The sequence below is a fragment of the Fusicatenibacter saccharivorans genome (assembly GCF_015557635.1).
GTDB classification, from domain to species: Bacteria; Bacillota; Clostridia; order Lachnospirales; family Lachnospiraceae; genus Fusicatenibacter; species Fusicatenibacter saccharivorans.
In genome coordinates this window covers 173,118-197,361 of record NZ_JADNOP010000002.1, presented here as the reverse complement: position 1 = coordinate 197,361, position 24,244 = coordinate 173,118, and the positions used below count along the sequence as shown (strand labels likewise).

19 protein-coding genes are annotated in these 24,244 nt (G+C 49.2%); 17 read left to right on the top strand and 2 right to left on the bottom strand.

The window, feature by feature from the left end:
- The first annotated feature begins 34 nt into the window (after window positions 1-34).
- The 15 genes from hemW to I2G42_RS02725 all read left to right on the top strand — a co-directional run bounded on the left by hemW (window position 35) and on the right by I2G42_RS02725 (window position 19,199).
- On the top strand, window positions 35-1,168 hold the full coding sequence (gene hemW / locus I2G42_RS02795) for a radical SAM family heme chaperone HemW (RefSeq protein WP_173812882.1): 1,134 nt from the start codon (window positions 35-37) through the stop codon (window positions 1,166-1,168).
- 124 nt (window positions 1,169-1,292) lie between these two features.
- Entirely contained in the window at window positions 1,293-4,121 is a 2,829-nt protein-coding gene (gene uvrA / locus I2G42_RS02790) for an excinuclease ABC subunit UvrA (RefSeq protein ID WP_055218624.1), read from the top strand.
- Window positions 4,122-4,289: 168 nt separating this feature from the next.
- Complete coding sequence (gene mreB, locus I2G42_RS02785) at window positions 4,290-5,288, top strand: rod shape-determining protein (RefSeq protein ID WP_195530707.1); 999 nt, start codon at window positions 4,290-4,292, stop codon at window positions 5,286-5,288.
- A 6-nt stretch (window positions 5,289-5,294) separates the two neighbouring features.
- Window positions 5,295-7,550: an SF1B family DNA helicase RecD2 gene (gene recD2 / locus I2G42_RS02780; protein WP_173815883.1), complete on the top strand. Its 2,256-nt coding sequence runs from the start codon at window positions 5,295-5,297 to the stop codon at window positions 7,548-7,550.
- Window positions 7,551-7,616: 66 nt separating this feature from the next.
- Window positions 7,617-8,336 (top strand): ComF family protein, encoded by a 720-nt coding sequence (locus tag I2G42_RS02775; protein ID WP_195530706.1) that lies wholly within the window; start codon window positions 7,617-7,619, stop codon window positions 8,334-8,336.
- Between the two features lie 89 nt (window positions 8,337-8,425).
- The gene (locus I2G42_RS02770; protein WP_022462226.1) at window positions 8,426-8,857 is read left to right on the top strand and encodes a hypothetical protein; all 432 of its coding nucleotides are present in this window, start codon (window positions 8,426-8,428) and stop codon (window positions 8,855-8,857) included.
- A complete protein-coding gene (locus I2G42_RS02765) occupies window positions 8,854-10,014 on the top strand; it encodes a hypothetical protein (protein WP_118697449.1) in 1,161 nt (386 codons plus the stop codon). Before I2G42_RS02770 ends, I2G42_RS02765 begins: the two co-directional genes overlap by 4 nt.
- A 56-nt stretch (window positions 10,015-10,070) precedes the next feature.
- On the top strand, window positions 10,071-10,958 hold the full coding sequence (gene cdaA / locus I2G42_RS02760) for a diadenylate cyclase CdaA (protein ID WP_055227332.1): 888 nt from the start codon (window positions 10,071-10,073) through the stop codon (window positions 10,956-10,958).
- Entirely contained in the window at window positions 10,955-12,271 is a 1,317-nt protein-coding gene (locus tag I2G42_RS02755) for a CdaR family protein (RefSeq protein ID WP_195530705.1), read from the top strand. Before cdaA ends, I2G42_RS02755 begins: the two co-directional genes overlap by 4 nt.
- An 11-nt stretch (window positions 12,272-12,282) precedes the next feature.
- Complete coding sequence (locus I2G42_RS02750; RefSeq protein ID WP_022462230.1) at window positions 12,283-12,555, top strand: HPr family phosphocarrier protein; 273 nt, start codon at window positions 12,283-12,285, stop codon at window positions 12,553-12,555.
- Window positions 12,556-12,567: 12 nt separating this feature from the next.
- A complete protein-coding gene (gene glf / locus I2G42_RS02745; RefSeq protein WP_022462231.1) occupies window positions 12,568-13,668 on the top strand; it encodes a UDP-galactopyranose mutase in 1,101 nt (366 codons plus the stop codon).
- A 128-nt stretch (window positions 13,669-13,796) separates the two neighbouring features.
- Complete coding sequence (locus tag I2G42_RS02740) at window positions 13,797-14,897, top strand: LCP family protein (protein ID WP_158565815.1); 1,101 nt, start codon at window positions 13,797-13,799, stop codon at window positions 14,895-14,897.
- 187 nt (window positions 14,898-15,084) lie between these two features.
- Window positions 15,085-17,697, top strand: coding sequence for a L,D-transpeptidase family protein (locus I2G42_RS02735; RefSeq protein WP_195530704.1), 2,613 nt, complete (start codon window positions 15,085-15,087; stop codon window positions 17,695-17,697).
- Between the two features lie 111 nt (window positions 17,698-17,808).
- Complete coding sequence (gene larE, locus I2G42_RS02730) at window positions 17,809-18,690, top strand: ATP-dependent sacrificial sulfur transferase LarE (protein WP_330611266.1); 882 nt, start codon at window positions 17,809-17,811, stop codon at window positions 18,688-18,690.
- Complete coding sequence (locus I2G42_RS02725) at window positions 18,687-19,199, top strand: dihydrofolate reductase (protein ID WP_055218639.1); 513 nt, start codon at window positions 18,687-18,689, stop codon at window positions 19,197-19,199. The genes larE and I2G42_RS02725 overlap by 4 nt, the downstream gene beginning before the upstream one ends.
- An 81-nt stretch (window positions 19,200-19,280) precedes the next feature.
- Here the strand turns inward: I2G42_RS02725 and I2G42_RS02720 are convergent, their stop codons facing one another.
- Window positions 19,281-20,429, bottom strand: a complete 1,149-nt coding sequence (locus I2G42_RS02720) for a toxic anion resistance protein (protein WP_117509496.1) — start codon at window positions 20,427-20,429, stop codon at window positions 19,281-19,283.
- Window positions 20,430-20,502: 73 nt separating this feature from the next.
- Window positions 20,503-21,855, bottom strand: a complete 1,353-nt coding sequence (locus tag I2G42_RS02715) for a 5-bromo-4-chloroindolyl phosphate hydrolysis family protein (protein WP_118595090.1) — start codon at window positions 21,853-21,855, stop codon at window positions 20,503-20,505.
- A 246-nt stretch (window positions 21,856-22,101) separates the two neighbouring features.
- On the opposite strand from I2G42_RS02715, the gene I2G42_RS02710 reads away from it, so the two are divergent.
- Together I2G42_RS02710 and I2G42_RS02705 are read left to right on the top strand one after the other, a co-directional pair.
- Window positions 22,102-23,220: a DUF362 domain-containing protein gene (locus tag I2G42_RS02710; protein WP_195530703.1), complete on the top strand. Its 1,119-nt coding sequence runs from the start codon at window positions 22,102-22,104 to the stop codon at window positions 23,218-23,220.
- An 18-nt stretch (window positions 23,221-23,238) separates the two neighbouring features.
- Window positions 23,239-24,231, top strand: a complete 993-nt coding sequence (locus I2G42_RS02705; RefSeq protein ID WP_055264878.1) for an alpha/beta hydrolase — start codon at window positions 23,239-23,241, stop codon at window positions 24,229-24,231.
- Window positions 24,232-24,244: the final 13 nt, after the last annotated feature.

The window sequence follows — 24,244 nt, the reverse complement described above, 5'->3', positions numbered from 1 at the left end:
GGCCGGTCTTTCGATCGTACGGAGGAAAAGCAGAATGAATAAAAAAAGAAAACCACTGGAACTCTATGTGCATATCCCGTTCTGCATCCGGAAATGTGCCTACTGTGATTTTGTCTCGGGACCGGGCACGAAAGCAATGCAGAAGGAGTATGAAGAGGCTCTGCTGGCAGAAATCGATGCAGCGGAAGAGACGGCAGAAAGGGAAGTGATTTCCGTCTTTTTCGGCGGCGGAACACCATCCGCAGTGGATGCCGGAATGCTCGCCCGTGTGATGGAAAAACTGCGGAGCAAGTACGTTTTTTCAGAGGATGCTGAGATTACGCTGGAGGCCAATCCGGGAACGCTGGATGCGGAAAAACTGAAATGTTACAGGAAGAGCGGCTTCAACCGGATCAGTATCGGCTGTCAGTCGGTTCACGATGAGGAGCTGAAACGGCTGGGAAGAATCCACACGTTTGCGGAATTTCAGGAGAGTTTTGCACTGGCACGGGATGCCGGGTTTGCGAATATCAACGTGGATCTGATGTCAGGTCTGCCGGAGCAGAGTGAAGAGAAATGGGAAGAGAGTCTTCGGACGATCGCGGAGCTTTCTCCGGAGCACATTTCCGCCTACAGCCTGATCGTGGAGCCGGGAACCCCGTTTGCGGAGCAGAAACTGGATCTGCCGGATGAGGACACAGAACGCGAAATGTATGCCAGAACGGCGGAAATCCTCGCAGAATACGGTTTTTTCCAGTATGAGATTTCCAATTATGCAAAGCCGGGCTTCGCATGCCGCCACAATATCGGCTACTGGAAAAGGACGGATTATCTGGGGTTCGGGCCTTCCGCGGCATCGTTATTCGGAAACCGCCGGTGGACGAATACGGCAGATCGATCTTTGCATCTGAAAGCGTGCGGAGCACTGGAAAAGATCCGTGAGGATGAGGAAATTCTTTCCCGGCAGGATGCCATGGAAGAATTTATGTTTCTCGGCCTTCGAATGACACAAGGGATCTCGACGGCGGAGTTTGAGGAGAAGTTTGGAAAGGAGATCCATGCCGTATACGGCGGGGTTCTGAAGAAATACGAAGCGATGCATCTTTTACAGGAACACAGCGGGCGCCTGGCTCTGACACGCGATGGGATTTCCGTCAGCAATGTGATTCTGGCAGATTTTCTGATGTAAAAAGATGATAAAGAAATAGAACAAATGTTTGCATAACGCACGGCGGTGTGCTATAATGGAAGAAAACGAGACAAGATTCCTGTCCCTGTCCGGACAGGGATTCCAATTAATAAGAGGAACAGTTATGGCAGAGAAAAAAGAGTTTATCAGAATACGGGGAGCCAGGGAGAACAACCTGAAAGCACTGAATGTCGATATCCCCAGAAACCAGTTTGTTGTATTTACGGGCCTCAGCGGTTCAGGAAAGAGTTCGCTTGCGTTTGACACGATCTATGCGGAGGGCCAGCGGCGGTACATGGAGAGCCTTTCCTCCTACGCGCGCCAGTTCTTAGGACAGATGGAAAAACCGAATGTGGACAGCATCGAAGGCCTGCCGCCTGCTATTTCGATCGATCAGAAATCGACGAACCGGAACCCGCGTTCCACCGTCGGAACCGTGACGGAGATTTACGATTACTTCCGTCTTCTGTACGCGAGAATCGGTATTCCGCACTGCCCGAAGTGCGGAAAAGTCATCAGCCGCCAGTCGGTGGACCAGATGGTCGATCAGATCATGGCACTCCCGGAGCGGACGAAAATCCAGCTTCTCGCGCCGGTTGTGCGCGGCCGCAAGGGAAGACACGAAAAGGTGCTCGAACAGGCAAAACGCAGCGGCTATGTCCGCGTGATGATCGACGGCAGCCAGTATGAGCTGTCCGAGGAGATTACGCTGGATAAGAACCTGAAACACAACATTTCCATTATTGTGGACCGTCTTGTAGTCAAACCGGACATTGAGAAACGTCTGACGGATTCCGTCGAGAATGTACTGGATCTGGCGGACGGCCTTCTGGTGGTCGACACGATGGACGGAAATCAGCTCAACTTCAGCCAGAGCTTTTCCTGCCCGGACTGCGGCATCAGCATGGAGGAGATTGAGCCGAGAAGCTTTTCCTTCAACAACCCGTTCGGCGCCTGCCCGAGCTGTGCCGGCCTTGGCTACAAGATGGAGTTCGACGAGGATCTGATGATTCCGGACAAGACCGTATCCATCGCAGACGGAGCCATCACCGTGCTCGGCTGGCAGTCCTGCACGGACAAATCGAGCTATACGAGAGCCGTTCTCGATGCGCTGGCAGAGGAGTACGATTTTTCCCTTTCCACTCCGTTCTGTGAATATCCGAAAAAAATCCACGATATCCTGATTTACGGAACGAACGGAAAATCCGTCAAGGTGCATTACCGCGGTCAGCGCGGCGTCGGTGTGTACGATGTGGCTTTTGAGGGGCTGATCAAAAATGTAGAGCGCCGCTACCGTGAGACCGGATCGGATTCTACAAAACAGGAATACGAAACCTTCATGCGTGTGACCCCGTGCCAGGCGTGCCATGGCCAGCGTCTGAAACCGACGTCGCTTGGTGTGACGGTCGGAGATAAAAATATTTTTGAAGTAACATCCCTTTCCATCGACAATCTGCAGAAGTTTATGCAGAACCTCGAACTCTCCGAACAGCAGCTGCTGATCGGAAAGCAGATTTTAAAAGAGATCCGTGCGCGTGTGAGCTTCCTTGCGGATGTCGGATTAAACTATCTGACCCTGGCGCGCGGAACGGCATCGCTGTCCGGCGGTGAGGCGCAGAGAATCCGTCTGGCAACGCAGATCGGCTCCGGCCTTGTCGGTGTCGCCTATATTCTCGACGAGCCGAGCATCGGTCTTCACCAGAGAGACAACGACAAACTTCTCGCGACGCTGAAACATCTGCGTGACCTCGGAAACAGCCTGATCGTCGTGGAGCACGACGAGGATACGATGCGCGCCGCTGACTGCGTTGTCGATATCGGCCCGGGAGCCGGTGAGCACGGCGGAGAGCTGGTGGCGATCGGAACAGCGGAAGATCTGATGAAAAATCCGAATTCCATCACCGGAAAATACTTAAGCGGAGAGCTGAAAATTCCGGTTCCGTCCGAGCGCAGAAAGCCGACGGGCTGGCTGAAGGTAGTCGGAGCAAAAGAGCACAATCTGAAAAATATCAACGTGAATTTCCCGCTCGGTGTCATGACCTGCGTGACCGGAGTCTCCGGATCGGGAAAGAGTTCTCTTGTCAATGAAATTCTGTACAAACGGCTGGCAAGAGATCTGAACCGTGCGCGGACGATTCCGGGTGCACACAAAGACATCATCGGTATGGAACAGCTCGATAAGGTCATCGACATCGACCAGTCCCCGATCGGAAGAACACCGCGTTCCAATCCGGCAACGTACACAGGTCTGTTCGATCAGATCCGCGACCTGTTTGCGGCAACGCAGGATGCCAAGGCGCGCGGCTACAAGAAGGGAAGATTCAGCTTTAATGTGAAGGGCGGCCGATGCGAGGCCTGCGGCGGCGACGGTATCCTGAAGATCGAAATGCACTTCCTGCCGGATGTCTATGTGCCGTGTGAGGTCTGCCATGGAAAACGGTACAACCGTGAGACACTGGAAGTCAAATACAAAGGAAAGAGCATCTACGATGTGCTGAATATGACGGTCGAGGAGGCACTGGAATTCTTCAGGCCGGTACCGTCGATTTTCCGGAAATTACAGACCCTGTACGATGTCGGCCTTTCCTACATCCGCCTCGGCCAGCCGTCCACCACGCTGTCCGGCGGAGAAGCGCAGCGTATCAAGCTCGCAGCAGAGCTGAGCCGCCGCGGCACGGGAAAAACGATCTACATTCTCGACGAGCCGACGACGGGACTTCATTTTGCGGATGTCCACAAACTGGTGGAGATTCTGCATCGCCTGTCCGAGGGCGGAAATACCGTCGTTGTTATCGAACACAATCTGGATGTCATCAAGACGGCGGACTATATTATTGATATCGGACCGGAGGGCGGAGACGGCGGCGGAACCGTGATTGCGTGCGGAACGCCGGAGGAAGTGGCCAAGAGCCCGGTATCCTACACCGGAAAATATGTCGAAAAATATCTCTAAAAAATCCTTTCCATTTTAAAAGGGATTGTATATAATAAGAAGCGGGTTGGGTTCAGAACACATTCGATCCTTTTGTGTTTCGGGTGTTTTGAACCCGAACTTATTCTATACAAATTTCAAACAGATTAAAATAAAGAAAAATAAAAGAGAACAGGAAAGGGGATTACTATGGCTGCAACGACCGATATCGGAATTGATCTGGGGACGTCCAGCATCCTGGTCTATGCCAAGGGAAAAGGCATTGTATTAAAGGAGCCGTCCGTAGTTGCGTATGATAAAGATGCAGATAAAGTACGGGCAATTGGAGAAGAAGCGCGTCAGATGATTGGACGGACACCGGGCAATATTATGGCGGTCCGGCCCATGCGGCAGGGCGTGATCACGGACTTTCTGATCACCGAGCGCATGCTGCGCTACTTTATCCAGAAGGCAATGGGAAGAAGAGCATTCCGGAAACCGAGAATCAGCATCTGTGTGCCGTCCGGTGTGACGGAAGTAGAGCGGAAGGCTGTGGAGGAGGCAACGTACCAGGCGGGAGCCCGGGAAGTGCTGATCGTGCCGGAGCCGGTGGCAGCGGCAATCGGATCCGGAATTGACATTACGAAACCATGCGGAAATATGATCGTGGACATCGGCGGAGGCACGACGGATATCGCTGTGATCTCGCTTGCGGGAACCGTTGTTTCCAATTCGGTCAAGATTTCCAGTGAGACATTTGACCAGGATATCATCCGCTATGTACGGAAAACATACAACGTATTTATCGGAGAACAGACCGCAGAGGCAGTGAAAATCCGGATTGGTTCCGCTTATCCGCGGGCCGAGGAGAAAACGATGGAGATCAAGGGAAGAAACGTCATCACCGGACTTCCGGCGACGATTACAGTTTCCTCCGACGAAATCCGAGGTGCCCTTACCCAGACGACAAACCAGATTGCGGATGCGATCTGTGCCGTGCTGGAAAAAACGCCGCCGGAACTGGCATCCGATGTTTCCGACCGCGGCATTATCCTGACCGGAGGCGGCAGTCTCCTTGCCGGAATGGACGAGCTGATCCAGGAGCGGACCGGCATCAATACCGTGACAGCAGAAAATCCGGCGAGCGTCGTTGCGCTTGGAACCGGCCAGTACCGCGAAGTGATGAATGAATTTGAAAGCCAGTTTTGATAAAAGATGAGTGAAAAAGAAAAAGTAGAAGGCTACGTAGAACACATTATTTTCCGGAATGAGGAGAACGGCTATACCGTCCTGAATCTGAGCATGAAGGGGCGCGAGCTGACATGCGTCGGCACGCTTCCGATGATCGGAGAGGGCGAGCTGATCGAGGCTTCAGGAGATTATATTGAACATGCTGCCTATGGAAAGCAGTTCCGCATTGAATCCTATGAGACGAAAGTTCCACAGGATTCTGTTGCATTGGAGCGGTATCTCGGTTCCGGTGCGATCAAAGGAGTCGGTGCGGCGCTGGCGGCAAGAATTGTGCGCCGCTTCGGTGACGATACGCTTCGGATCATCGAGGAAGAGCCGGAGCGCCTCGCGGAGGTAAAGGGAATCAGCGAGCGGAAAGCGCGTGAAATTGCACAGCAGGTGGCAGAAAAAGCCGAAATGCAGAATGCGATGATTTTCCTCTCGGGATATGGCATTGCGCTGAATCTCGGTGCAAAGATTTATCAGCAGTACGGGGACAATGTGTACCGGATTTTAAAGGAAAACCCGTATAAAATGGCGGAAGATATCGCAGGCGTGGGATTTCGGACGGCGGATGAGATTGCCGGAAAAATCGGGATTGCCGTGGACAGCGAATTCCGCATCAAGAGCGGTCTTTCGTATGTGCTGAATCAGGCGACGGCAGAAGGCCATGTCTATCTGCCGGAACCGGTGCTGCTTCGGAGAGGGCAGGAACTTCTCGGCGTAGAACCGGAGCGGATGCAGAAATCTCTGCAGGATATGGCAATCGACAAAAAAGCGGTCATCCGCGAGCTCCCGGCCGAACGGGAAGGGGATGAGCCGCTGCGGATTGTGTACGCCAGCCAGTATTATTATCTGGAACTGAGTACGGCGCGCATGCTGCATGAGCTGAATATTACATGCGAGGAAGACCGTGAGGCAATCGAAAAGCGGATCGGAAAGATCGAGAAAAAATATCAGATCGAGCTGGATGAGATGCAGAAGACGGCAGTCGTTGAGGCGGCATACAGCGGTCTTATGATCCTGACCGGAGGTCCCGGAACCGGAAAAACGACGACCATCAATGCGATGATCCATTATTTTGAGGCAGAAGGCCTCGACATTTTCCTGGCAGCGCCGACCGGAAGAGCGGCGAAACGAATGACAGAGGCAACTGGCTGTGAGGCTTGCACGATCCATCGTCTTCTGGAACTGACGGGAAATGTGGATGACTCCTCGGCAAATGTGCATTTTGAGCGGAACGCAGATAATCCGCTCGACGCGGATGTCATCATCATTGATGAGATGTCGATGGTTGATATCCACCTGATGCATGCCCTTCTTTCCGCGATTGTGCCGGGAACAAGGCTGGTCCTAGTGGGAGACCAGAACCAGCTTCCAAGTGTCGGCCCGGGCAGTGTCCTCCGGGATCTGATCCGTTCGGAATGCTTTCCGATTGTCTGCCTGACGCACATTTTCCGGCAGGCATCCCAGAGCGATATTGTTGTCAATGCACATAAGATCCATAATGGGGAAGAGGTTATACTGGACAATAAGAGCAAAGATTTCTTCTTTTTGAAACGGTACGATGTCAACGTGATCTGGAAAGTGCTGGTGACGCTGGTGTCCCAGAAACTGCCGCGTTATGTGGATGCCCGCCCGCAGGATATCCAGATTCTGACTCCGATGCGGAAAGGTGCACTCGGCGTGGAAAATCTGAATCAGATTCTGCAGAAATACCTGAACCCGCCCGCACCGGACAAAGCCGAGCGGGAAAATGGAGGTAATATCCTCCGCGAGGGCGACAAGGTCATGCAGATCCGCAACAATTACCAGATGGAGTGGGAAATCCGCGGCATCAACGGAATCGTGGCGGAGCGCGGTATGGGTGTATTCAACGGAGACCTCGGCATGATCCGGAGCATCAACCCGTATACCGAGGTGATCACCGTGGAGTTTGAGGAAGGAAAATTCGCAGACTATACGTTCAAACAGGCGGACGAGCTGGAGCTCGCCTACGCCACAACGATACATAAAGCGCAGGGAAGCGAGTACCCGGCGGTTGTGATTCCGCTGCTCGGCGGCCCGCGCATGCTGATGACGCGGAATCTTCTGTATACGGCCGTGACGAGAGCCAGAAAGTGTGTCACCATCGTCGGAAGTGATGTGACATTCCAGGCAATGATCGGAAATCATATCGAGGCGAACCGGTATACAACGCTCGCCAGAAGAATCCGGGAAATGCAGGAAGAAAACGCGTAAACACGTTTTTCCGGGGCATGGATGCGGCTGCATCCGGCAGAGTGGATAAGGGAAAGCGCAGGTTACATGAAAGAAAAAAATAAAACAGGAAACTGGCTTTTAAACGCAGTTTATCCGAGACGATGTCCCATCTGTGACGGACTGCTGGCACGTGAGGAGCTGTATCTATGCCGGAATTGTGTGGAAAAGATCCATCCGATTCTGGGCGCGCGGTGCAAAAAATGCGGGAAACCCGTGGGCAGTGAGGAAGAGTTCTGCCGGGACTGCAGCAGAACGAGGCACAGCTTCGACCGCGGTTTTGCGCCGTACGGTTACCACGGGGAACTTGAGGCTTCCCTGATGCGGTTCAAATATCATGAACGGCAGGAATACGCTGGATTTTATGCTCACGCGGCGTTTTTCTATGTGGGAAAGCAGATCCAGAGAAGAAATCCGGAGGTGCTCGTTCCGGTGCCGCTTCATCCGGCGAGACAGCGGCAGCGCGGCTACAATCAGGCGGAGGTATTTGCAGAAAAGCTGGCAGAAGAAATGGAACTTCCCATGAATGCCCGCCTGATCCGCCGTGTGAAAAAAACAAAACGCCAGAAAGAGCTTGGTCCCGCCGAGCGGCGGAAAAACCTGGAGGGAGCTTTTGCATTGGCAAAGCCGGGACAGATGAAATACTGCCGGATTCTTCTGGTAGATGACATTTACACAACGGGAAGCACGGTTGATGCCATTGCGTCACTGTTGAAAGTGAATGGAGCAGAACAGGTGGATTTTGTTTGTGCGGCAATTGTAAAATAGTGTGTGAATATTTTGAGAATAGCTTTCCAATATCGGAAACATATGGTAAAATAAACATAATTTAGAACGGGAAGAGGAGACCAAGAGGCATGTTGGACGAAAAAAGGATTCGTCAGATGACAAAACTGGCTTTTTTCGAAAAAAAAGAAGAAAAAAATGCCTTACGAATCGGCCGCTATTTTCGGAGTGATTACATCGGAAAAGAGCTTCTGAAAAATTTTTTTCTGGCTTCCATCGGATACATTCTGGTACTTGCGGTTGCAGTCTTATATCATATTGAATGGTTGGTGGACGAGATAGACACAATCGACCTGCAGTTTGCAGCAGGGTGTCTGATCGCGTCCTATCTGTGTTTTCTGGCAGTCTATTCCATTGCCGTGTATGTGATCAGCACGATCCGTTACCAGGGAGCACAGAAAAAGCTGAAATGGTATGGAAAAGAGCTGGATGACCTGCAGAACATGTATGAGGAACAGGAAAAAAGCGGGAAGAAATCCGGGCGCAGGAGGAAGGAAACATGACAGTATTGATTGAACTGAAAGAAAAATTAAAAGAGTTTTACGGCTCCTGCAGCGGAATCGTACTTCCGATTGTGAAATTTCTGCTCGCTCTTGCTGTATTTCGTGGTATTAATTCCAATCTCGGCTATCTGAAGATGCTGAACAGCATGTATGTGGTATTGATTCTGTCACTGATCTGCGCCATCCTGCCATTGAATGGAATGGTTTTCCTTGCAATGCTGGTGATCATCGGTCACTGCTTTGCACTTCACATGGTAATCGCGGGTCTTGCGGCGCTGGTTCTGCTGGTGCTCTGGTTTCTATATCTTCGCTTTGTGCCGAAGGATGCGCCGGCACTCCTTTTGACACCGCTCGCATTCTGGCTTCACGTGCCATCTGCCGTTCCGGTTGCCTATGGTCTTGCCGGCACGCCGCTCTCTGCATTTTCAGCAGCCTGCGGTGTCGTTGTCTACTATATGTGCGACATGATTCACGGAAAAATGGAGCCGCTGCTTCATGCGGCGGAAGCACCGGAGATCACGGCAGTCGTACAGGAATTTTTCAACGGCCTCTTCCGCAATGAGGAAATGCTGCTGGTTCTGATCGCCTGTGCACTGACCGTACTTCTTGTCAATGCAATCCGCCACAGCAGTGCGGACTATGCATGGCAGATTTCCATTGTGGCAGGTTCGGTTGCCTACGCGGTTATTATGATTGCCGGAAGCCTGGCACTGGATGTACAGATTGCACTCCCGATGGTTCTGATCGGGGCGGCGGCCGGCTGTCTGGTTGGATTTGTTCTGGAGTTTTTCCTGTTCGGTGCAGACTACACCCGGACAGAATACCTGGAATATGATGACGACGATTATTATTACTACGTAAAAGCCGTTCCAAAATTCAATGTGACAAAGGCACAGCGCTGTGTGACTTATATTCGGAATGAAAAGAAAAAAGAACCGGATCTGACAGACGAGGAACTCGATGCTCTGGCAAATCTTGGACATACAGAAGAATCCGGGAACAGCAGGGATCTTGATGAGATCGAGGAAAAAGAAGAAATAGAAGAAATAAACGAAACAGAAGAAATTCAGGAAGAAGAAATTCCGCCGCTGGACGAGGGCGATTATCAGGATGTGGATTATAAGAGCATGCTGGAGGACACCTTAAAGGATCTTTAAAAGAATTTTGAAAATCAGAAGAAAACCGGACGGGGGAAAAGAAAGGAAGTGACAGTGTGCGTGGCGTGTGGAACTGGATTGTCACAAGAACGGCAGACTACGGGCTGCCAAAACAAATTGAACTGATTGATATTGTGCAGATTCTGCTCATTGCATTTTTCGTCTATCACCTAATCCGCTGGCTGCAGAATACAAAGGCCTATACGCTGATGAAAGGTATTTTTCTGATTGGTGTCTTTGTCATCATTGCAAACGTGCTGAAAATGCAGACGATTCTGTGGCTGTTCGGAAACATCGGCGGGGCGGCGATCACAGCGGTTGTAATTATCTTTCAGCCGGAGCTTCGAAGAGTGGTCGAGCAGATTGGAGAAAAGAATCCGCTGTCTGCTATTTCTTTTGCGAGCGGCCAGGAGGAAAATGAACGGTTCAGTGACAAAACCATCAATGAACTGGTAAGGGCCAGTTTTGAAATGGGAGAAGTAAAGACCGGAGCGCTGATCGTCATCGAAAAGACCATCACCCTGGAGGAATATGAAAAGACCGGAATCCCGATTGACGGCGTTCTGACCAGCCAGCTGCTGATCAATATTTTCGAACACAATACGCCGCTGCACGACGGAGCCGTGATTGTACGGAACAACCGTGTCACGGCAGCAACATGTTACCTGCCGCTGTCCGACAACATGGATCTGAACAAGAATCTTGGAACACGCCACCGTGCAGGTGTCGGCATCAGTGAGGTGACGGATTCCTTTACGATTATTGTCTCCGAGGAAACCGGAAATGTGTCGTATGCTTCCGGCGGAGAACTCCACACGGCAGTAACACCGAGCGACCTTCGGGAGCAGCTTCACAAAATCCAGAAGCTCGCGAAAAAACCGGAAGAGAAGAAAGGATGGCATATCGGCGGAATGCGTCAGAAAGTGGAGGGAGAGAAGAAATGAAAAAGAAAATTCTGAAAAAGCTTCTGAACAATCTCCCTTTGAAAATTCTTTCTATCCTGATTTCCATTGTAATCTGGTACGTTGTGGTCAGTGTGAATGACCCGATTGTGAAAGAGCGCTTTGATGTCCCCGTGCAGGTGACCAATGAAGCCTACATCGCAGCCGGAAAGAAAACATACCAGATTGCGGAGGAATACCAGACGGTCACGGTTACTGTCACGGACAACAACTCGGTTGTCAGCCGGCTGAAAGCATCGGATATCACCGTCACGGCCGATCTGACCCAGATTGTGACGATGGATACAAACCCGGTTTATGTGCCGATCAAGGCAACGTGCTCCATGGTAAAACAGGAAAAACTGAGCACAGTGACAGCAACGATCCCTGTGGAAATCGAGGATGTGGACAGCGAAAAATTCCCGATCACAATTGACGCAGGAAATACGAAACCGGCAAAAGATTACGAAGTGGGAACGATGACTTCCGATCCGGAGAGCATCACCATTTCCGGCCCGACGTCCCTGATCAATAAGATCAGCAGTGTGGTGGCAAAAGTAGATGTAACCAATATGCGGAACTCCGGAACCGTCACGGCGGATCTGATGATTATTGATAAAAACCAGGATGAGATGCCGGAATCCCAGATGGAATTTTTGAATTTCGACAGCGGCTCCCCGCAGGTGGATGTGGATATTGAACTGTGGCGCCGTGTATCCGGTATTAAGCTGAGTGCACTGTACAGCGGAACTCCGGCAGACGGCTATCAGATTAAAAATATCTATACCACACCGGAGGAAATCACCGTTGCCGGATCCGAGGAGGCACTTGCAAAGCTGGCGGATGAAGGCAATACGATTGAAATTCCGGAAGACTATACCTCCGTTGCAGGACAACGCTCCGATGTGGAGACGACGGTTGACTTAAGCGATATTCTCGCCGATGTGACAGATCTGAAAGTATCCTCCAGTTCGTCTGCATCCGTTACCGTTCACGTAACGGTTATGCCGAATGAGAGCAGGGAATTTGAACTTGATGTCGATCAGATCGAGACGAGCAATCTTCAGTCCACTTATACCGTTCTGTATGATCAGACACAGCTTGCAATCCGCATTAAAGCATCGGACAAAAATCTGGCCAAATTAGATACTTCCCAGATCAACGCATCCATAGATCTGAATGGAATGGGTGTCGGGGATTACGAGGTACCGGTAAAAATCACACTGCCGGATGGCTATGAGCTCGTAGACAGTGTCAAGACAACGATTCATATCAAAGAAAAAGCAGTAGCAAATAAAACGACAGGAACAAATTAGGAGGGAAACCAATGGTAAGCGGAAAAGTGACCGTGAAAAATCCAACCGGCCTTCATCTTCGCCCGGCCGGAACCCTGTGCAAACAGGCAATGCAGTTTAAATCATCTATTACATTCCACTACGGAGATGGAAATACAGCAAATGCAAAGAGCGTCTTAAGCGTCCTTGGCGCATGCGTCAAATGCGGAGACGAAATTGAGCTGTTCTGCGAGGGAGAGGACGAGGAGGAAGCTCTGCAGTTCCTTGTCAATTCCATCCGGACGGGACTTGGGGAAGAACTGTAAGGAGAAAGAACAATGAAGAAATATGATTATGTTCTGGTTGGCGCCGGTCTGTATTCCGGAGTGATCGCTTATCTTGCCGGTCAGGCAGGGAAAAACTGTCTTGTACTGGAACGAAGAGATCATACAGGCGGAAATATTTACTGTGAAGAAATCGAGGGAATTCATGTACACAAGTATGGAGCGCATATTTTCCATACTTCGAATAAAGAGGTGTGGCAGTTTGTCAATTCGCTGGCAGAATTCAACCGTTATACAAACTCGCCGATTGCCAACTACAAAGGCGAAATTTATAATATGCCGTTCAATATGAATACCTTCAGTAAAATGTGGGGAATCCGCACACCGGAAGAGGCGAAAACAATCATCGAAGAGCAGAGAAAAGCTGTTCCGGGAGAGCCGAAAAATCTGGAAGAGCAGGCGATCAAACTGGTTGGAAAAGATATTTATGAAAAGCTGGTTAAGGGTTATACAGAAAAGCAGTGGGGAAGAGACTGCAGTGAGCTGCCGAGCTTTATCATCAAACGGCTTCCGGTGCGCTTTACGTATGACAACAACTATTTCAATGACCTTTATCAGGGAATTCCGATTGGCGGCTATAACGTTCTGACAGAGCGGCTTTTTGAAAAAGCGGATGTACAGACAGGTGTTGATTTTCTGGAAGATAAAGAAAAGTACCTGGCGATGGGTGAGACGGTGATTTACACCGGAGCGATTGATGCGTTTTACGATTATGCACTTGGCAAGCTGGAATACCGTACGGTGCGCTTTGAAACAGAAGTGCTGGATACCGACAATTATCAGGGCGTAGCTGTAGTAAACTACACCGATCGGGAGACACCGTATACGCGTGTGATCGAACACAAGCATTTCGAATTCGGAACCCAGAAAAAGACCGTCATTTCCAGAGAGTATTCCACCGACTGGAAAGAGGGGATGGAGCCGTACTACCCGGTGAATGATGCCAGAAACCAGGAACTTTATCAGAAATATGCCGCACTTGCGGAAAAAGAAGAGAAGGTTATCTTTGGCGGAAGACTTGGAGAATACAAGTATTACGATATGGACAAAGTCATTGAGGCTGCACTGAACCAGTGGGAGAAAATGCAGCGGTAGGAAAAAGAACTGCAAACGGAAATCAATCAAAACGGACTGCACACTTGACAGCAGTCCGTTTTTTGACTATATTATAAACGATATCCGGCTGGAAAATACCGGAAAATAAGAAAATGAAAGAGGTCGTTATGAGAAAAGAATATGATGACGAGGATGAAATCCCGGAAAGACGCCATTCCTCAGGAAAGAAAAAGAAGAAATTCGGCTGGGTTAATGTGCTCACCATCCTTCTCGTAGTTGTACTGGTTGTGCTCGTCGGTGTCTATGCTGTAATCAATCACTATTACAGCAAGAGTAACTATGTAAGCGACGATAAAATCACGATCAATAAATCCACAGAGGTTGAGACAGAAAGTACCGGGTTGACTGATGAGGAGACGGATGCCCTGCAGTCTGAGATTTTAAATGAGACACAGGACATTGAACTTCCAAACAACAATAACGTGTACAACATTCTGCTGATCGGTGTTGACCGTCGTGACAAAACGTGGTATGGAAACTCCGATTCCATGATTCTGATGTCCATCAATAAAGATACAAAACAGATCCACATGACATCCTTTATGCGTGACCTGTATGCAAATATCCCGGATGTCGGTGTGAAAAAACTGAATGCAGCCTGCGCATATGGCGGCGGTCCGCTGGTTGTACGAACCATCGAGGACAACTACAAACTGCCGATTGACAATTATGCAAGTGTTGACTTCGATTCCATGATTGACATTATCGATGCCATCGGCGGAATCGAGCTTTCGCCGAGCGATGATGAAATCCGTGTAGCGAACCAATATGTTGATGAAATGTGCAGACTCCGTAATGTGGATGCTTCCGCCCATCAGTATACAGCAGGCGGAGAGCAGCATGTGGATGGCTATCAGGCAGTTGCATATGCAAGAATCCGTTACGTTGGAAATTCTGATTATCAGAGAACGGAGCGTCAGCGAGAGGTTTTAAGCAAGATGATGCAGAAAATGAAATCGTCAAGCGTAACAGAACTGAGTGCACTGGCGGATACCATTCTTCCAAGTGTTACCCATAACATTGATCAGTCTACATTGATGACATTGATCGGAGAGCTGCCGACAATTCTGTCCTACGAGATTGTACAGAGCCGTGTACCGTACGACGACTTGTACTCCAGCAAGGGTGAGATGCTTGTTCCGGACTTCGCAGCAACCATCTCGAGACTTCAGACAGAGATCTATGGATCTACCACGGTAAACGAATAAAAGAACAGTAAAAAGCCTTCTGTTTCCGGTCAGAAAACCGGGGTCAGGAGGTTTTTTCTGCCCGAAAAACAGGAAAAAACCATAAGAAATTTGTAAGGTATTTTACCGGCGGATAACTTGAAATAGATGGAAAAATGTAGTAAGCTATAAATTGTATAAGAGTAAAAAAATGGGAGGATGAATAAGAATGAAAAGAAAGTTTCTGGCCGCAGCCGTACTTGGCGTCATGGTAAGTGTTACACCAGCCGGTGCATATGCAGCTTCTACAGAAACCAGTCCATTACCGGTAAATTCGGAAAGTGATACTGTAGCTCAGGCCGAAGACGAAGAAACGACTCCGACTCCGGCGCCAACTGAGACCCCAGAGGTTACACCGAGTGAGACTCCGGCTCCAACCGAAGCACCGACCGCAACACCAACCGTAACACCAACTGAGACCCCTTCCGAGACACCGACGCCGAGCGCAACTCCGGCTCCGGAAGTAAGTAATCTGAAGGAAGGCTGGAACAGCGTTGAAAAAGATGGAAAGAAACAGTTTCAGTACGGAGTTCTGGATGAGAATAATAAGGTGGTAGCTGCTACCGGACCAATAGAAATCGACGGTGTCGGTTATGTGTTTGATGAAAACGGCTACATGCTGACCGGTGAAGTAGAACTTACGGATAAAGATGGAAAAACCGGAACCTACTACTTGGATACAGAAGGGGAAGATCCTGCAAAAGACGGACTTGGTTCGATGCAGCAGGGTATCTGTGAAGGAAAAGTATTTGCACCGGAACTGAAAAGAAATGAACTTGTTACACTCGAATTTAATGATGGAAGCGTAGACGATTACTATGCGGATGAAAACGGCTATGCCATCTGGAGCAAGACCCAGAAGGTAGGAGATAAAACATATCTGTTTGGCGATGACGGCACCCGCGTAAAAGAGGCAGGTTTCCAGACTGTTGTCGATGAAAAAGGGGTAACGCATACCTACTATCTGAATGCAGACAGCACCGTATCTCTTGGAAACCACACCGTATATCAGCAGGAAGACCGTACCGTAAGCTGGCTGACAGTAGGTTCTACCTGGTATCTGGTAGATGCAGAAACTGGAGAACTCCTTTCCGGCTGGCAAAAGGTAGATACAGCAACCTACTATATGAAACCAGGTTCCTTTGATGCGAACGGAGACATGAAAGACGGAAGCTTCGAGATGGAGACCGGCAATCAGAAAAATAAATCCGGCTGGGCTGAAATTGATGGAAAATGGTACAGCTTCCGAAGCTGGGGCGGCGTACGAACCGGCTGGTTCAATTACGATGGAAATAAATATTATCTCCACGAAGACGGCCATATGGAAGACAATGCACTGAATCTGAATGGAACCTTGTACTTCTTCCGAAGCTGGGGCGGTATGCGCGTCAATGATGTTGCTGAATATGAAGGCAATTATTACTATGTCGGAGCTGACGGAACCGTTTCGACCACAACTGGCTGGAAAAAAATTAAAACCGCAACTCAGACGATCTGGTACTGGACGACGGCAGACAGTGGAAAACTGCTGACGAATTCCTGGCTGGATTACAATGGAAACAGCTATTATCTGAAAGCCGATGGAAAAATGGCTTTTAATGAGTGGCTGGATAACACCTATTACTTCCGCAGCTGGGGTGCGGCCTACAAAAACGCATGGGCAAAAGTCAACAATGTATGGTATTATTTTGACGGAAATGGAAAGAAATATACCAGCGGCTGGCTGACCTACAAAGGAAATAAGTATTATCTGAAATCCGATGGAACCATGCTTGTCAATGAATGGCTCGATGGAAAATACTACTTCAAGAGCTGGGGTGGTATGTATAAAAACGAATGGGGCAAGTCCGGCGATACCTGGTACTGGTTTAATGCAGATGGAACCAAACGGACGCAAAAAGGCTGGTTCCTCTATGATAAAAATTATTATTATCTGGATAAAGATGGAAAAATGCTGACCGGCTGGGTTTACCATGACGGTAACTATTATTACATGAAGAGCTGGGGCGGCATGGCACATGACGAGTGGATTCTTCATGATAAGAACTGGTACTACTTCAAGAGCTGGGGCGGCATGTACCATGATCAGTGGCTGACACTGAACGGTTCTCAGTATTATTTCCGCAGCTGGGGCGGAAGATATCAGAACTGCACCGCTACGATCAATGGAAAACAGTACAAATTCGATGCTTCCGGACGCAGAATCACGGAAGGATGGGAGTACATCGGACAATACCGCCGTTACCGCAAAGCAGACGGTTCTCTGATGGAGGATGTGACAAGCATCTTCAATCCGTCATCCAAATACATCACAGTAGACAGAACCCGCGGACGTGTCACCATTTACGGCTATAACAGTGCAACCGGTTCTTACGATACCCCGATCAAATCAATGATCTGCTCCGTAGGAAATCCAATCAGTTACACCGCAGCAGGAACATATAAAATCGGCTGGCAGTTGAAAAAGAAGCAAATGAGAGGTGAAGATTATGTGTGCTGGGCACCATATGTATCACAGATTTATGGCGCTGTTTACTTCCATGGCGTAGCAAGCAGCACACCGGATCTGAATATGATCTCTGCCGTAGACTTCAATTCCCTGGGATCACCGATGTCACATGGTTGTGTCAGACTGACTGCAATCGATGCAAAATGGATTTATGATAACGTCAGCAGCGGAACAACGGTCCGCATTGGCGACAATCTGGATTATCCGCTGACAAACCCGACCCGTTATACCTGGACAGGCGGTGCTTTCGGAAGCGATCCGACATATCGATAAAAAATAGAACAGGAATACCTGTATGAGAAAATCCATCGGGGCAGCAGTGCCGCCGATGGATTTTCTCATAAGAAGACATCGGTCATTTTACAGGAAAGGAAGACAGATACGATGGAATTACAGGAAAAGAAAAAGAACCGGACAGAACAGAAAACAGATATGCAGAATAAGGAAAAAGCATTGCTTACCCAACTTGACGAGATTGCAAAACAGGATCTCTGTCTGGCATTCTCCGGCGGTGTGGACAGCAGTCTGCTGCTGAAGCTTGTCATGGATGCATCTGCAAAATATGGAACAAAGGTTTATGCAGTAACCTTTCAGACACGGCTGCATCCGCCCTGCGACCTGGAGACAGCGACAAGAGTAGCAAAGGAGGTTGGCGCTGTTCATGAGGTCCTTTTTGTTGATGAGCTGGAGCAGGAGGCAATCCGTTACAATCCGGAAAACCGCTGCTATCTCTGTAAGCACTATCTCTTTGGGAAGCTTCTGGAATTTGCCCGCGATCACGGTGTCACCCAGGTACTCGACGGAACAAATGAGGATGACCTTCATGTCTACCGGCCGGGGCGAAAAGCGCTGAGAGAATATGGTGTCATCAGCCCGCTTGCAGCGTGTCATGTGACAAAAACAGAGGTAAAAGCACTTGCTGCAAAGTACGGCGTTTCCGTAGCACACCGTCCATCCACTCCATGTATGGCGACACGTCTTCCCTACGGGGCAGAAATTAACTATGACGTTCTGGATCGGATTGCGGACGGCGAAGCATGGCTTCATACGCTGTTCGGTTCGGAAGAGAATCTCCGCCTGCGTGTACATGGCGATGTGGTGCGTCTTGAAATTGCACCGGAGCGTATGGGGGAAGTGCTTGAGAAGAGAGAAGAAATGATTGCATATCTGAAAAAGCTCGGCTTTTCTTACCTGACGATGGATCTGGAAGGGTTCCGTTCCGGCAGTATGGATGAGAAAATAACACAGAAAGAGGAAACAAAATGAAAGCAATTTTAAGTGCGGACCGCAAATGGGGTCTGGGATATCAGGGACGGCTGCTGGTAAGTATTCCGTCTGATCTGCGGTTCTTCCGTGAAACTACGATGGGACACGTTGTCGTGATGGGAAGAAAGACACTTGCTACACTCCCGGCAGGCCAGCCGTTAAAAGGCAGAACGAATATTATTTTAAGCCGTGATCCAGAATGGACTGTCCGCGGCGCAACCGTTGTCCACAGTATCAAAGAGCTGATGGAAGTGTTAAAGCCGTATGAGGACGACGATATTTATGTTGCGGGCGGCGGAGAAATTTACCGTCAGCTTCTCCCATACTGTGATACGGCATACGTCACACGAATTGACATGACGTATCAGGCGGATACCTTCTTTGAGGATCTTGACGAATCACCGGATTGGGAGATGGTAGAAGAGGGCGATGAGCAGACCTGCTTTGATATTGAATTTTATTTCACGGAATACCGAAGAAAGAATGAAAAGGCAGAACGCCCGAGATAAGGGTAAGACAGGACGTAAAAAACGGAGAAACCACAGAAAAAGCGGTTTCTCCGTTTTTTTTCATATAGGATACAAAAAGTATCAGTGCTGTCCGCCTGCAGAAAGCTCCAGCATTTTTTTCTTAATATCATTTTCGAGCTGTACCAGCTCAACTTCAGCGGCGGCACGTTTCTGGCGGCCGTCCTCCTGAATCTTCATCACTTCATCGAGGGTAGAGATCAGGCTCTGGTTCGTCTGTTTTAAGGTTTCCATATCGACGATACCGCGCTCAGATTCTTTTGCAGTCTCGATCGTTGCCATCTTCAGATTCTCCGCATTCTTTTTCAGAAGCTCATTTGTCATATCCGAAACCTGGCGCTGTGCTTTGGCAGCCTCAGTCGAGTGATGAACGCCGAGTGCAATGATCATCTGGTTTTTCCAGAGCGGAATGGTGTTGACGAGTGTGGATTGGATCTTTTCGGCCATTACAGAATCGCTGTTCTGAAGCATGCGGATCTGCGGCGCTGTCTGGATCGAAACCATACGGGTCAGTTCCAGATCATACAGTTTCTTCTCAAATCGGTTGCAGAGATCTTCGAGATCCTTGGCAGCCTGTGCATCTTCGGCCTTTCCGGTCATCTGCGCTTTATTCTGCAGATCACGGAGTTCTGTGGAACGTACCAGCTCCAGCTTTTTCTTTCCAGCGAGAATGTACATGGTCAGCTCTTTAAAATAATTCAGGTTCTGTGCATACATCTGATCCAGAATGGCAATGTCTTTCAGAAGCTGCCGCTGGTGGCCGTCGAGCACGTCACAGATTTTATTGACATTCACCTCTGCCTTGTCATACTTCGCTTTCATTGCATTGATTTTGTTCGTGCTTTTCTTAAAGAAAGAGAATGGTCCCTTTTCTTCTTCTGCGTCAAACGTTTTCAGCTCTGTCACAACAGAGGTGAGCAGATCGCCGATTTCCCCGAGATCTTTGCTTCTGACGTTCTCCAGCGTTTTCTCGGAGAAGTCTGCCATTTTCTTCTGTGCACCGGCACCGTACTGCAGAATGCCGTTTGTATTGGCAAGATCAATCTGGGAAACAAAGGCATCCACCATGGCTTTCTGTTCGTCGGACAGAACAGAATCATCCATGACCTCTTTCTTTTCTTCCGGCTGCTGTACCGGAAGTTCCGGTTCCGGCTCCGGAGTGCCGAAACTTAAGCTTGGAATTTCAGTGGTGTCCTTTACAAAATCATTCATGTTTTCTATTCTCCTTTTCTTCGGTACGGAAACGTAACCGGTGATTTGATTTCAATTGTATAGCTTTGAATAGTTACATGTGAAGCGGCTCAATATCCTGCGTTGACGGACCTGCCTGATTTGTCAGTCCCTCCTGCGCCAGCATCGTCTGCAGAACAGAGATATCAGAAGAAATATCCCATGCCGTTGTCTGGAACAGATCATCAAGCAGCTTTTCGAATGCGGCATTGATGGTATCCAGTGTGTCCTCGATTTCCTTCTTGGTTCGGAGGATATTGTCGCTTTGAATTGGTTCGTTCTCAAAGGAACGGTAAGCGTCGAGCAGCTTCCAGGTTGTCGGCATATAGTAATCCATAAATTTCCGCAGGGCGGCGGCTTCTTTTGGGCGCTTTTTTGCCTCCTCGAGAATCCGGGTAACAACCGTTTCGAGACGACTCAGCTTGGCTGTGATGACTTCACCCGGCAGATCCAGGTTGCACTGATGGATCTTCTGAATATACGATTCACATTCTTCCAGCATCTGCTGGTATTCCGGCGTTACACCGGAGGCCTCCAGCTGTTCACGTGCTTTCTGCTCAGCAATCTGCTGTTCCTTCTGGCTGGCGAGCATTGCGCGGTACTGGTCGTAGCAGTCATTTGTCACCATCAGACAGGTACCATTCTCGTCGAGGTGGCCCTGGCGCAGCATGGATTTATCAATCATGGTCGTAATATCGGTCAGAAGCTCACCTTTCTCACAGTGCATACTGTCGCAGAGTTCTTTCGTGGAAATATATTCCTTTGTGCCGATCAGCGTACAGATCTGGCGGAAATGGCGGACCAGACGCCGGTTTTTACTTCCCTTTTTCAGAAGAATGCCGCCGCCGATGGTAAATGCGGCAAAAATAAGAGAAGGAATCAGCGCGCTGTTGTCTGGACCTGCAAATAAGGAATAGAGACTAAGCGCTGTGCAGCAGCCGAACAGTCCGGTGACACCCCAGCCGGCGGCCGTCTGAAATCCGCCGACAAGTGCAAGATCGGTGGATGGCATAAAGCGCTCGCGCAGTACACGGCGTTCTTGTATGCGGCTGTTCCATTCCGTATTCTGGGGGGTCTGCCAGGTATGGGAAGGTTTGGGAACCGGGTTCGCGCTCTTACCCGGCATCGTGCCTCCCGGCCCGTAGGAATAGTGATGCGGTCCGGTCTGCTGCGCTGTATTATTATGGGAAGAATGCTGGCTGCTGTAGGAAGTATCTGCGGAATAGCCGCGGGACGGCTCCTGTGTGCCATTTGCACGGAATGGTCCCTTCCGGTTTGGGTAGACAAACTGGTTGATGGTGTCTGAAATCTTCCGGTTTAATTCCTGAAAATCCTGAGAATTTACAGCGTTATCCACAAGCTTTCCAATACTGTCGCCGACATCCTTTAAATCATCTTCAAAACTCATGACAGTTCCTTTCTGATGAGGTACTTTTTCTGTGTACCGTTTTCCATTTATTATACAATGCGATTGGAAATCTTACAAGCATACAGTGCTTAATTTTCTATGAAGCTGGAGCTGACGGGAATGGTTACAGTTCACAGGAAATGATTTTGTTTTTGGATGAGTTGAAAGAAAGCAGTAACTATTATATACTAAAGAATATCGAATGTCAGAAAAAATCAAATCAGAATAAAGGGGCCGCAATACTAAATGAATAAAAACGAAATTATCCAGATACAGGGAATGGAATATAAAGAAATGACAAAACAGCTTTTGAACAAATGTGCCTTAGCTACGCTCATTCCTTCGAAGGTCAGTCTCATCGGTATTAAGCCAAATTTGGTAGCACCTGTCCCGGCGGAGTTTGGAGGGACGACACATCCGGAGGTGGTTGCGGGGATCATCGAATATCTTCAGGAAAATGGATTTACTAACCTTCAAATCATGGAAGGTTCCTGGGTCGGGGATAAGACAGAGGAATCGTTTGAGGTCTGTGGATACCGTATGCTTTCGGAACAGTACAGCGTTCCGCTTATCGATGCGCAGAAGGAAAAAAGCATGCCGGTGCAGTGTGGTGATATGGAACTTCAGATTTGCGAATGTGCGAAAAAGGTGGATTTTATGATCAATGTCCCGGTCATGAAAGGCCATTGCCAGACTAAAATTACCTGCGCACTGAAAAACATGAAAGGTCTCTTGCCGAATAAAGAAAAACGTCATTTTCATGCCATGGGACTTCATCGGCCAATTGCGCATCTGGGGCTGGGGATTCATCAGGATTTTATTTTGGTGGATAATATCTGCGGAGACCTTGACTTTGAGGATGGCGGTAATCCGTTTATTATGAATCGCCTTTTCGCTGGGTTAGATCCGGTGTTGATCGATGCATATGTCTGCGCGGAACTGCATTATAAGCCAGAAGATGTCCCGTATGTCAAAATGGCAGAAGAGTTGGGCGTGGGCAGCGCTGATCTCACACGGCTTTCAATCCGCCAAATTGGCGAAATTGGTGAAAAAAGAGTGATTCCGGAAAAACGGAAGATCGTGGAACTGCAGGATGCCGTAGAGGAAGTTGAGTCCTGCAGTGCCTGCTACGGTTATCTGATCCCGGCGCTCGACCGGCTGAAAGAGGAAGGACTGCTGCCGGAACTCCGCGAAAAAATCTGCATCGGGCAGGGATACCGGGGAAAGAGCGGGGCGCTTGGTGTAGGAAGTTGTACTTCCGGGTTCGCATGCAATCTGAAAGGCTGTCCGCCAACGGATGAGCAGATGTATGAATTTTTGAAGCAGTACATTGCAACTAGACGAAAAACAGAAGCAGAAAAATAGCAACAGAGGAGAGAGCGAATGAAAAAAGCAGTCAAAGCCATTTTAAATGTATTGTCCTACGGCGGAATTGAAGTAGAATCCGCCCGTCGGCTTGCCGATATCAAGAAGCTGGATCCGATCCGTATTTTTCTGCGAAAATTGGATATGGAAATATATAATGGGGACTACAAGGTTCCGATTCGGCTGTTCTTCCCGGATGAAAAAATGGAGGAGCATGGTGCAAAAGAAGCGATTCTGTTCTTCCATGGCGGCGGCTGGACAACCGAGAGTGTGGAGACATACGACCGTGTCTGCGCACGCATGGCGCAGTCGACGGGGCAGATTGTTGTATCGGTAGAATACCGTCTTGCACCGGAGCATCGTTTCCCGACAGGCTTAGAAGACTGCTACGCCGCCGCCCAGGCAATGCTGCGTGGGGAGATTCTGCCGGAGGTAGCGCCGGAAAATGTCACGATCATGGGCGACAGCGCAGGAGGAAATCTTGCGGCTGCAGTCTGCCTGATGGCGAGGGACAAAAAAGAACTGCTGCCGGGGAAACAGATTTTGATTTATCCGGCGGTGAATTCCTGTTACACAGAGAAATCACCGTACAAATCCGTGAAAACCAATGGAACCGGATACCTTCTGACCAGTGTCAAAATGGAAGATTATGTAATTCTGTATCAGCGGACCGAAGAAGACCGCAAAAATCCGTACTTTGCACCGGTACTGGCAGAAAATCTGCAGGGACTGCCGGACACGCTGGTACTGACGGCGCAGTACGATCCGCTGCGCGATGAGGGCGAGGATTATGCGAAAAAGCTGAAAAGGGCTGGCAATCTGGTTGAACATCATCGGATCAAGGGCGCATTGCACGGCTATTTTGCGCTTGGCATTGAACACCTATATGTGCAGGAAAGTTTTCAGTATATGAATGCATTTTTAAGGAAAGAAAAACAGCAGAAAAATGCAGACGAAGAACTGGAAAACATAGCAGCAGTGAAGAAACAATTGACACACGGGAAGGCGTAAGGAGGCATAGAAA

Excerpts from the sequence above, each read along its gene's own strand:
- I2G42_RS02710 (WP_195530703.1), top strand. The coding sequence starts at position 22,102 with ATGAATAAAAACGAAATTATCCAGATACAGGGAATGGAATATAAAGAA.
- I2G42_RS02750 (WP_022462230.1), top strand. The coding sequence starts at position 12,283 with ATGGTAAGCGGAAAAGTGACCGTGAAAAATCCAACCGGCCTTCATCTT.
- I2G42_RS02740 (WP_158565815.1), top strand. The coding sequence starts at position 13,797 with ATGAGAAAAGAATATGATGACGAGGATGAAATCCCGGAAAGACGCCAT.
- I2G42_RS02720 (WP_117509496.1), bottom strand. The coding sequence starts at position 20,429 with ATGAATGATTTTGTAAAGGACACCACTGAAATTCCAAGCTTAAGTTTC.
- I2G42_RS02755 (WP_195530705.1), top strand. The coding sequence starts at position 10,955 with ATGAAAAAGAAAATTCTGAAAAAGCTTCTGAACAATCTCCCTTTGAAA.
- recD2 (WP_173815883.1), top strand. The coding sequence starts at position 5,295 with ATGAGTGAAAAAGAAAAAGTAGAAGGCTACGTAGAACACATTATTTTC.
- I2G42_RS02775 (WP_195530706.1), top strand. The coding sequence starts at position 7,617 with ATGAAAGAAAAAAATAAAACAGGAAACTGGCTTTTAAACGCAGTTTAT.
- larE (WP_330611266.1), top strand. The coding sequence starts at position 17,809 with ATGGAATTACAGGAAAAGAAAAAGAACCGGACAGAACAGAAAACAGAT.
- I2G42_RS02765 (WP_118697449.1), top strand. The coding sequence starts at position 8,854 with ATGACAGTATTGATTGAACTGAAAGAAAAATTAAAAGAGTTTTACGGC.
- uvrA (WP_055218624.1), top strand. The coding sequence starts at position 1,293 with ATGGCAGAGAAAAAAGAGTTTATCAGAATACGGGGAGCCAGGGAGAAC.
- I2G42_RS02770 (WP_022462226.1), top strand. The coding sequence starts at position 8,426 with ATGTTGGACGAAAAAAGGATTCGTCAGATGACAAAACTGGCTTTTTTC.
- glf (WP_022462231.1), top strand. The coding sequence starts at position 12,568 with ATGAAGAAATATGATTATGTTCTGGTTGGCGCCGGTCTGTATTCCGGA.
- hemW (WP_173812882.1), top strand. The coding sequence starts at position 35 with ATGAATAAAAAAAGAAAACCACTGGAACTCTATGTGCATATCCCGTTC.
- mreB (WP_195530707.1), top strand. The coding sequence starts at position 4,290 with ATGGCTGCAACGACCGATATCGGAATTGATCTGGGGACGTCCAGCATC.
- I2G42_RS02705 (WP_055264878.1), top strand. The coding sequence starts at position 23,239 with ATGAAAAAAGCAGTCAAAGCCATTTTAAATGTATTGTCCTACGGCGGA.
- I2G42_RS02725 (WP_055218639.1), top strand. The coding sequence starts at position 18,687 with ATGAAAGCAATTTTAAGTGCGGACCGCAAATGGGGTCTGGGATATCAG.
- I2G42_RS02715 (WP_118595090.1), bottom strand. The coding sequence starts at position 21,855 with ATGAGTTTTGAAGATGATTTAAAGGATGTCGGCGACAGTATTGGAAAG.
- I2G42_RS02735 (WP_195530704.1), top strand. The coding sequence starts at position 15,085 with ATGAAAAGAAAGTTTCTGGCCGCAGCCGTACTTGGCGTCATGGTAAGT.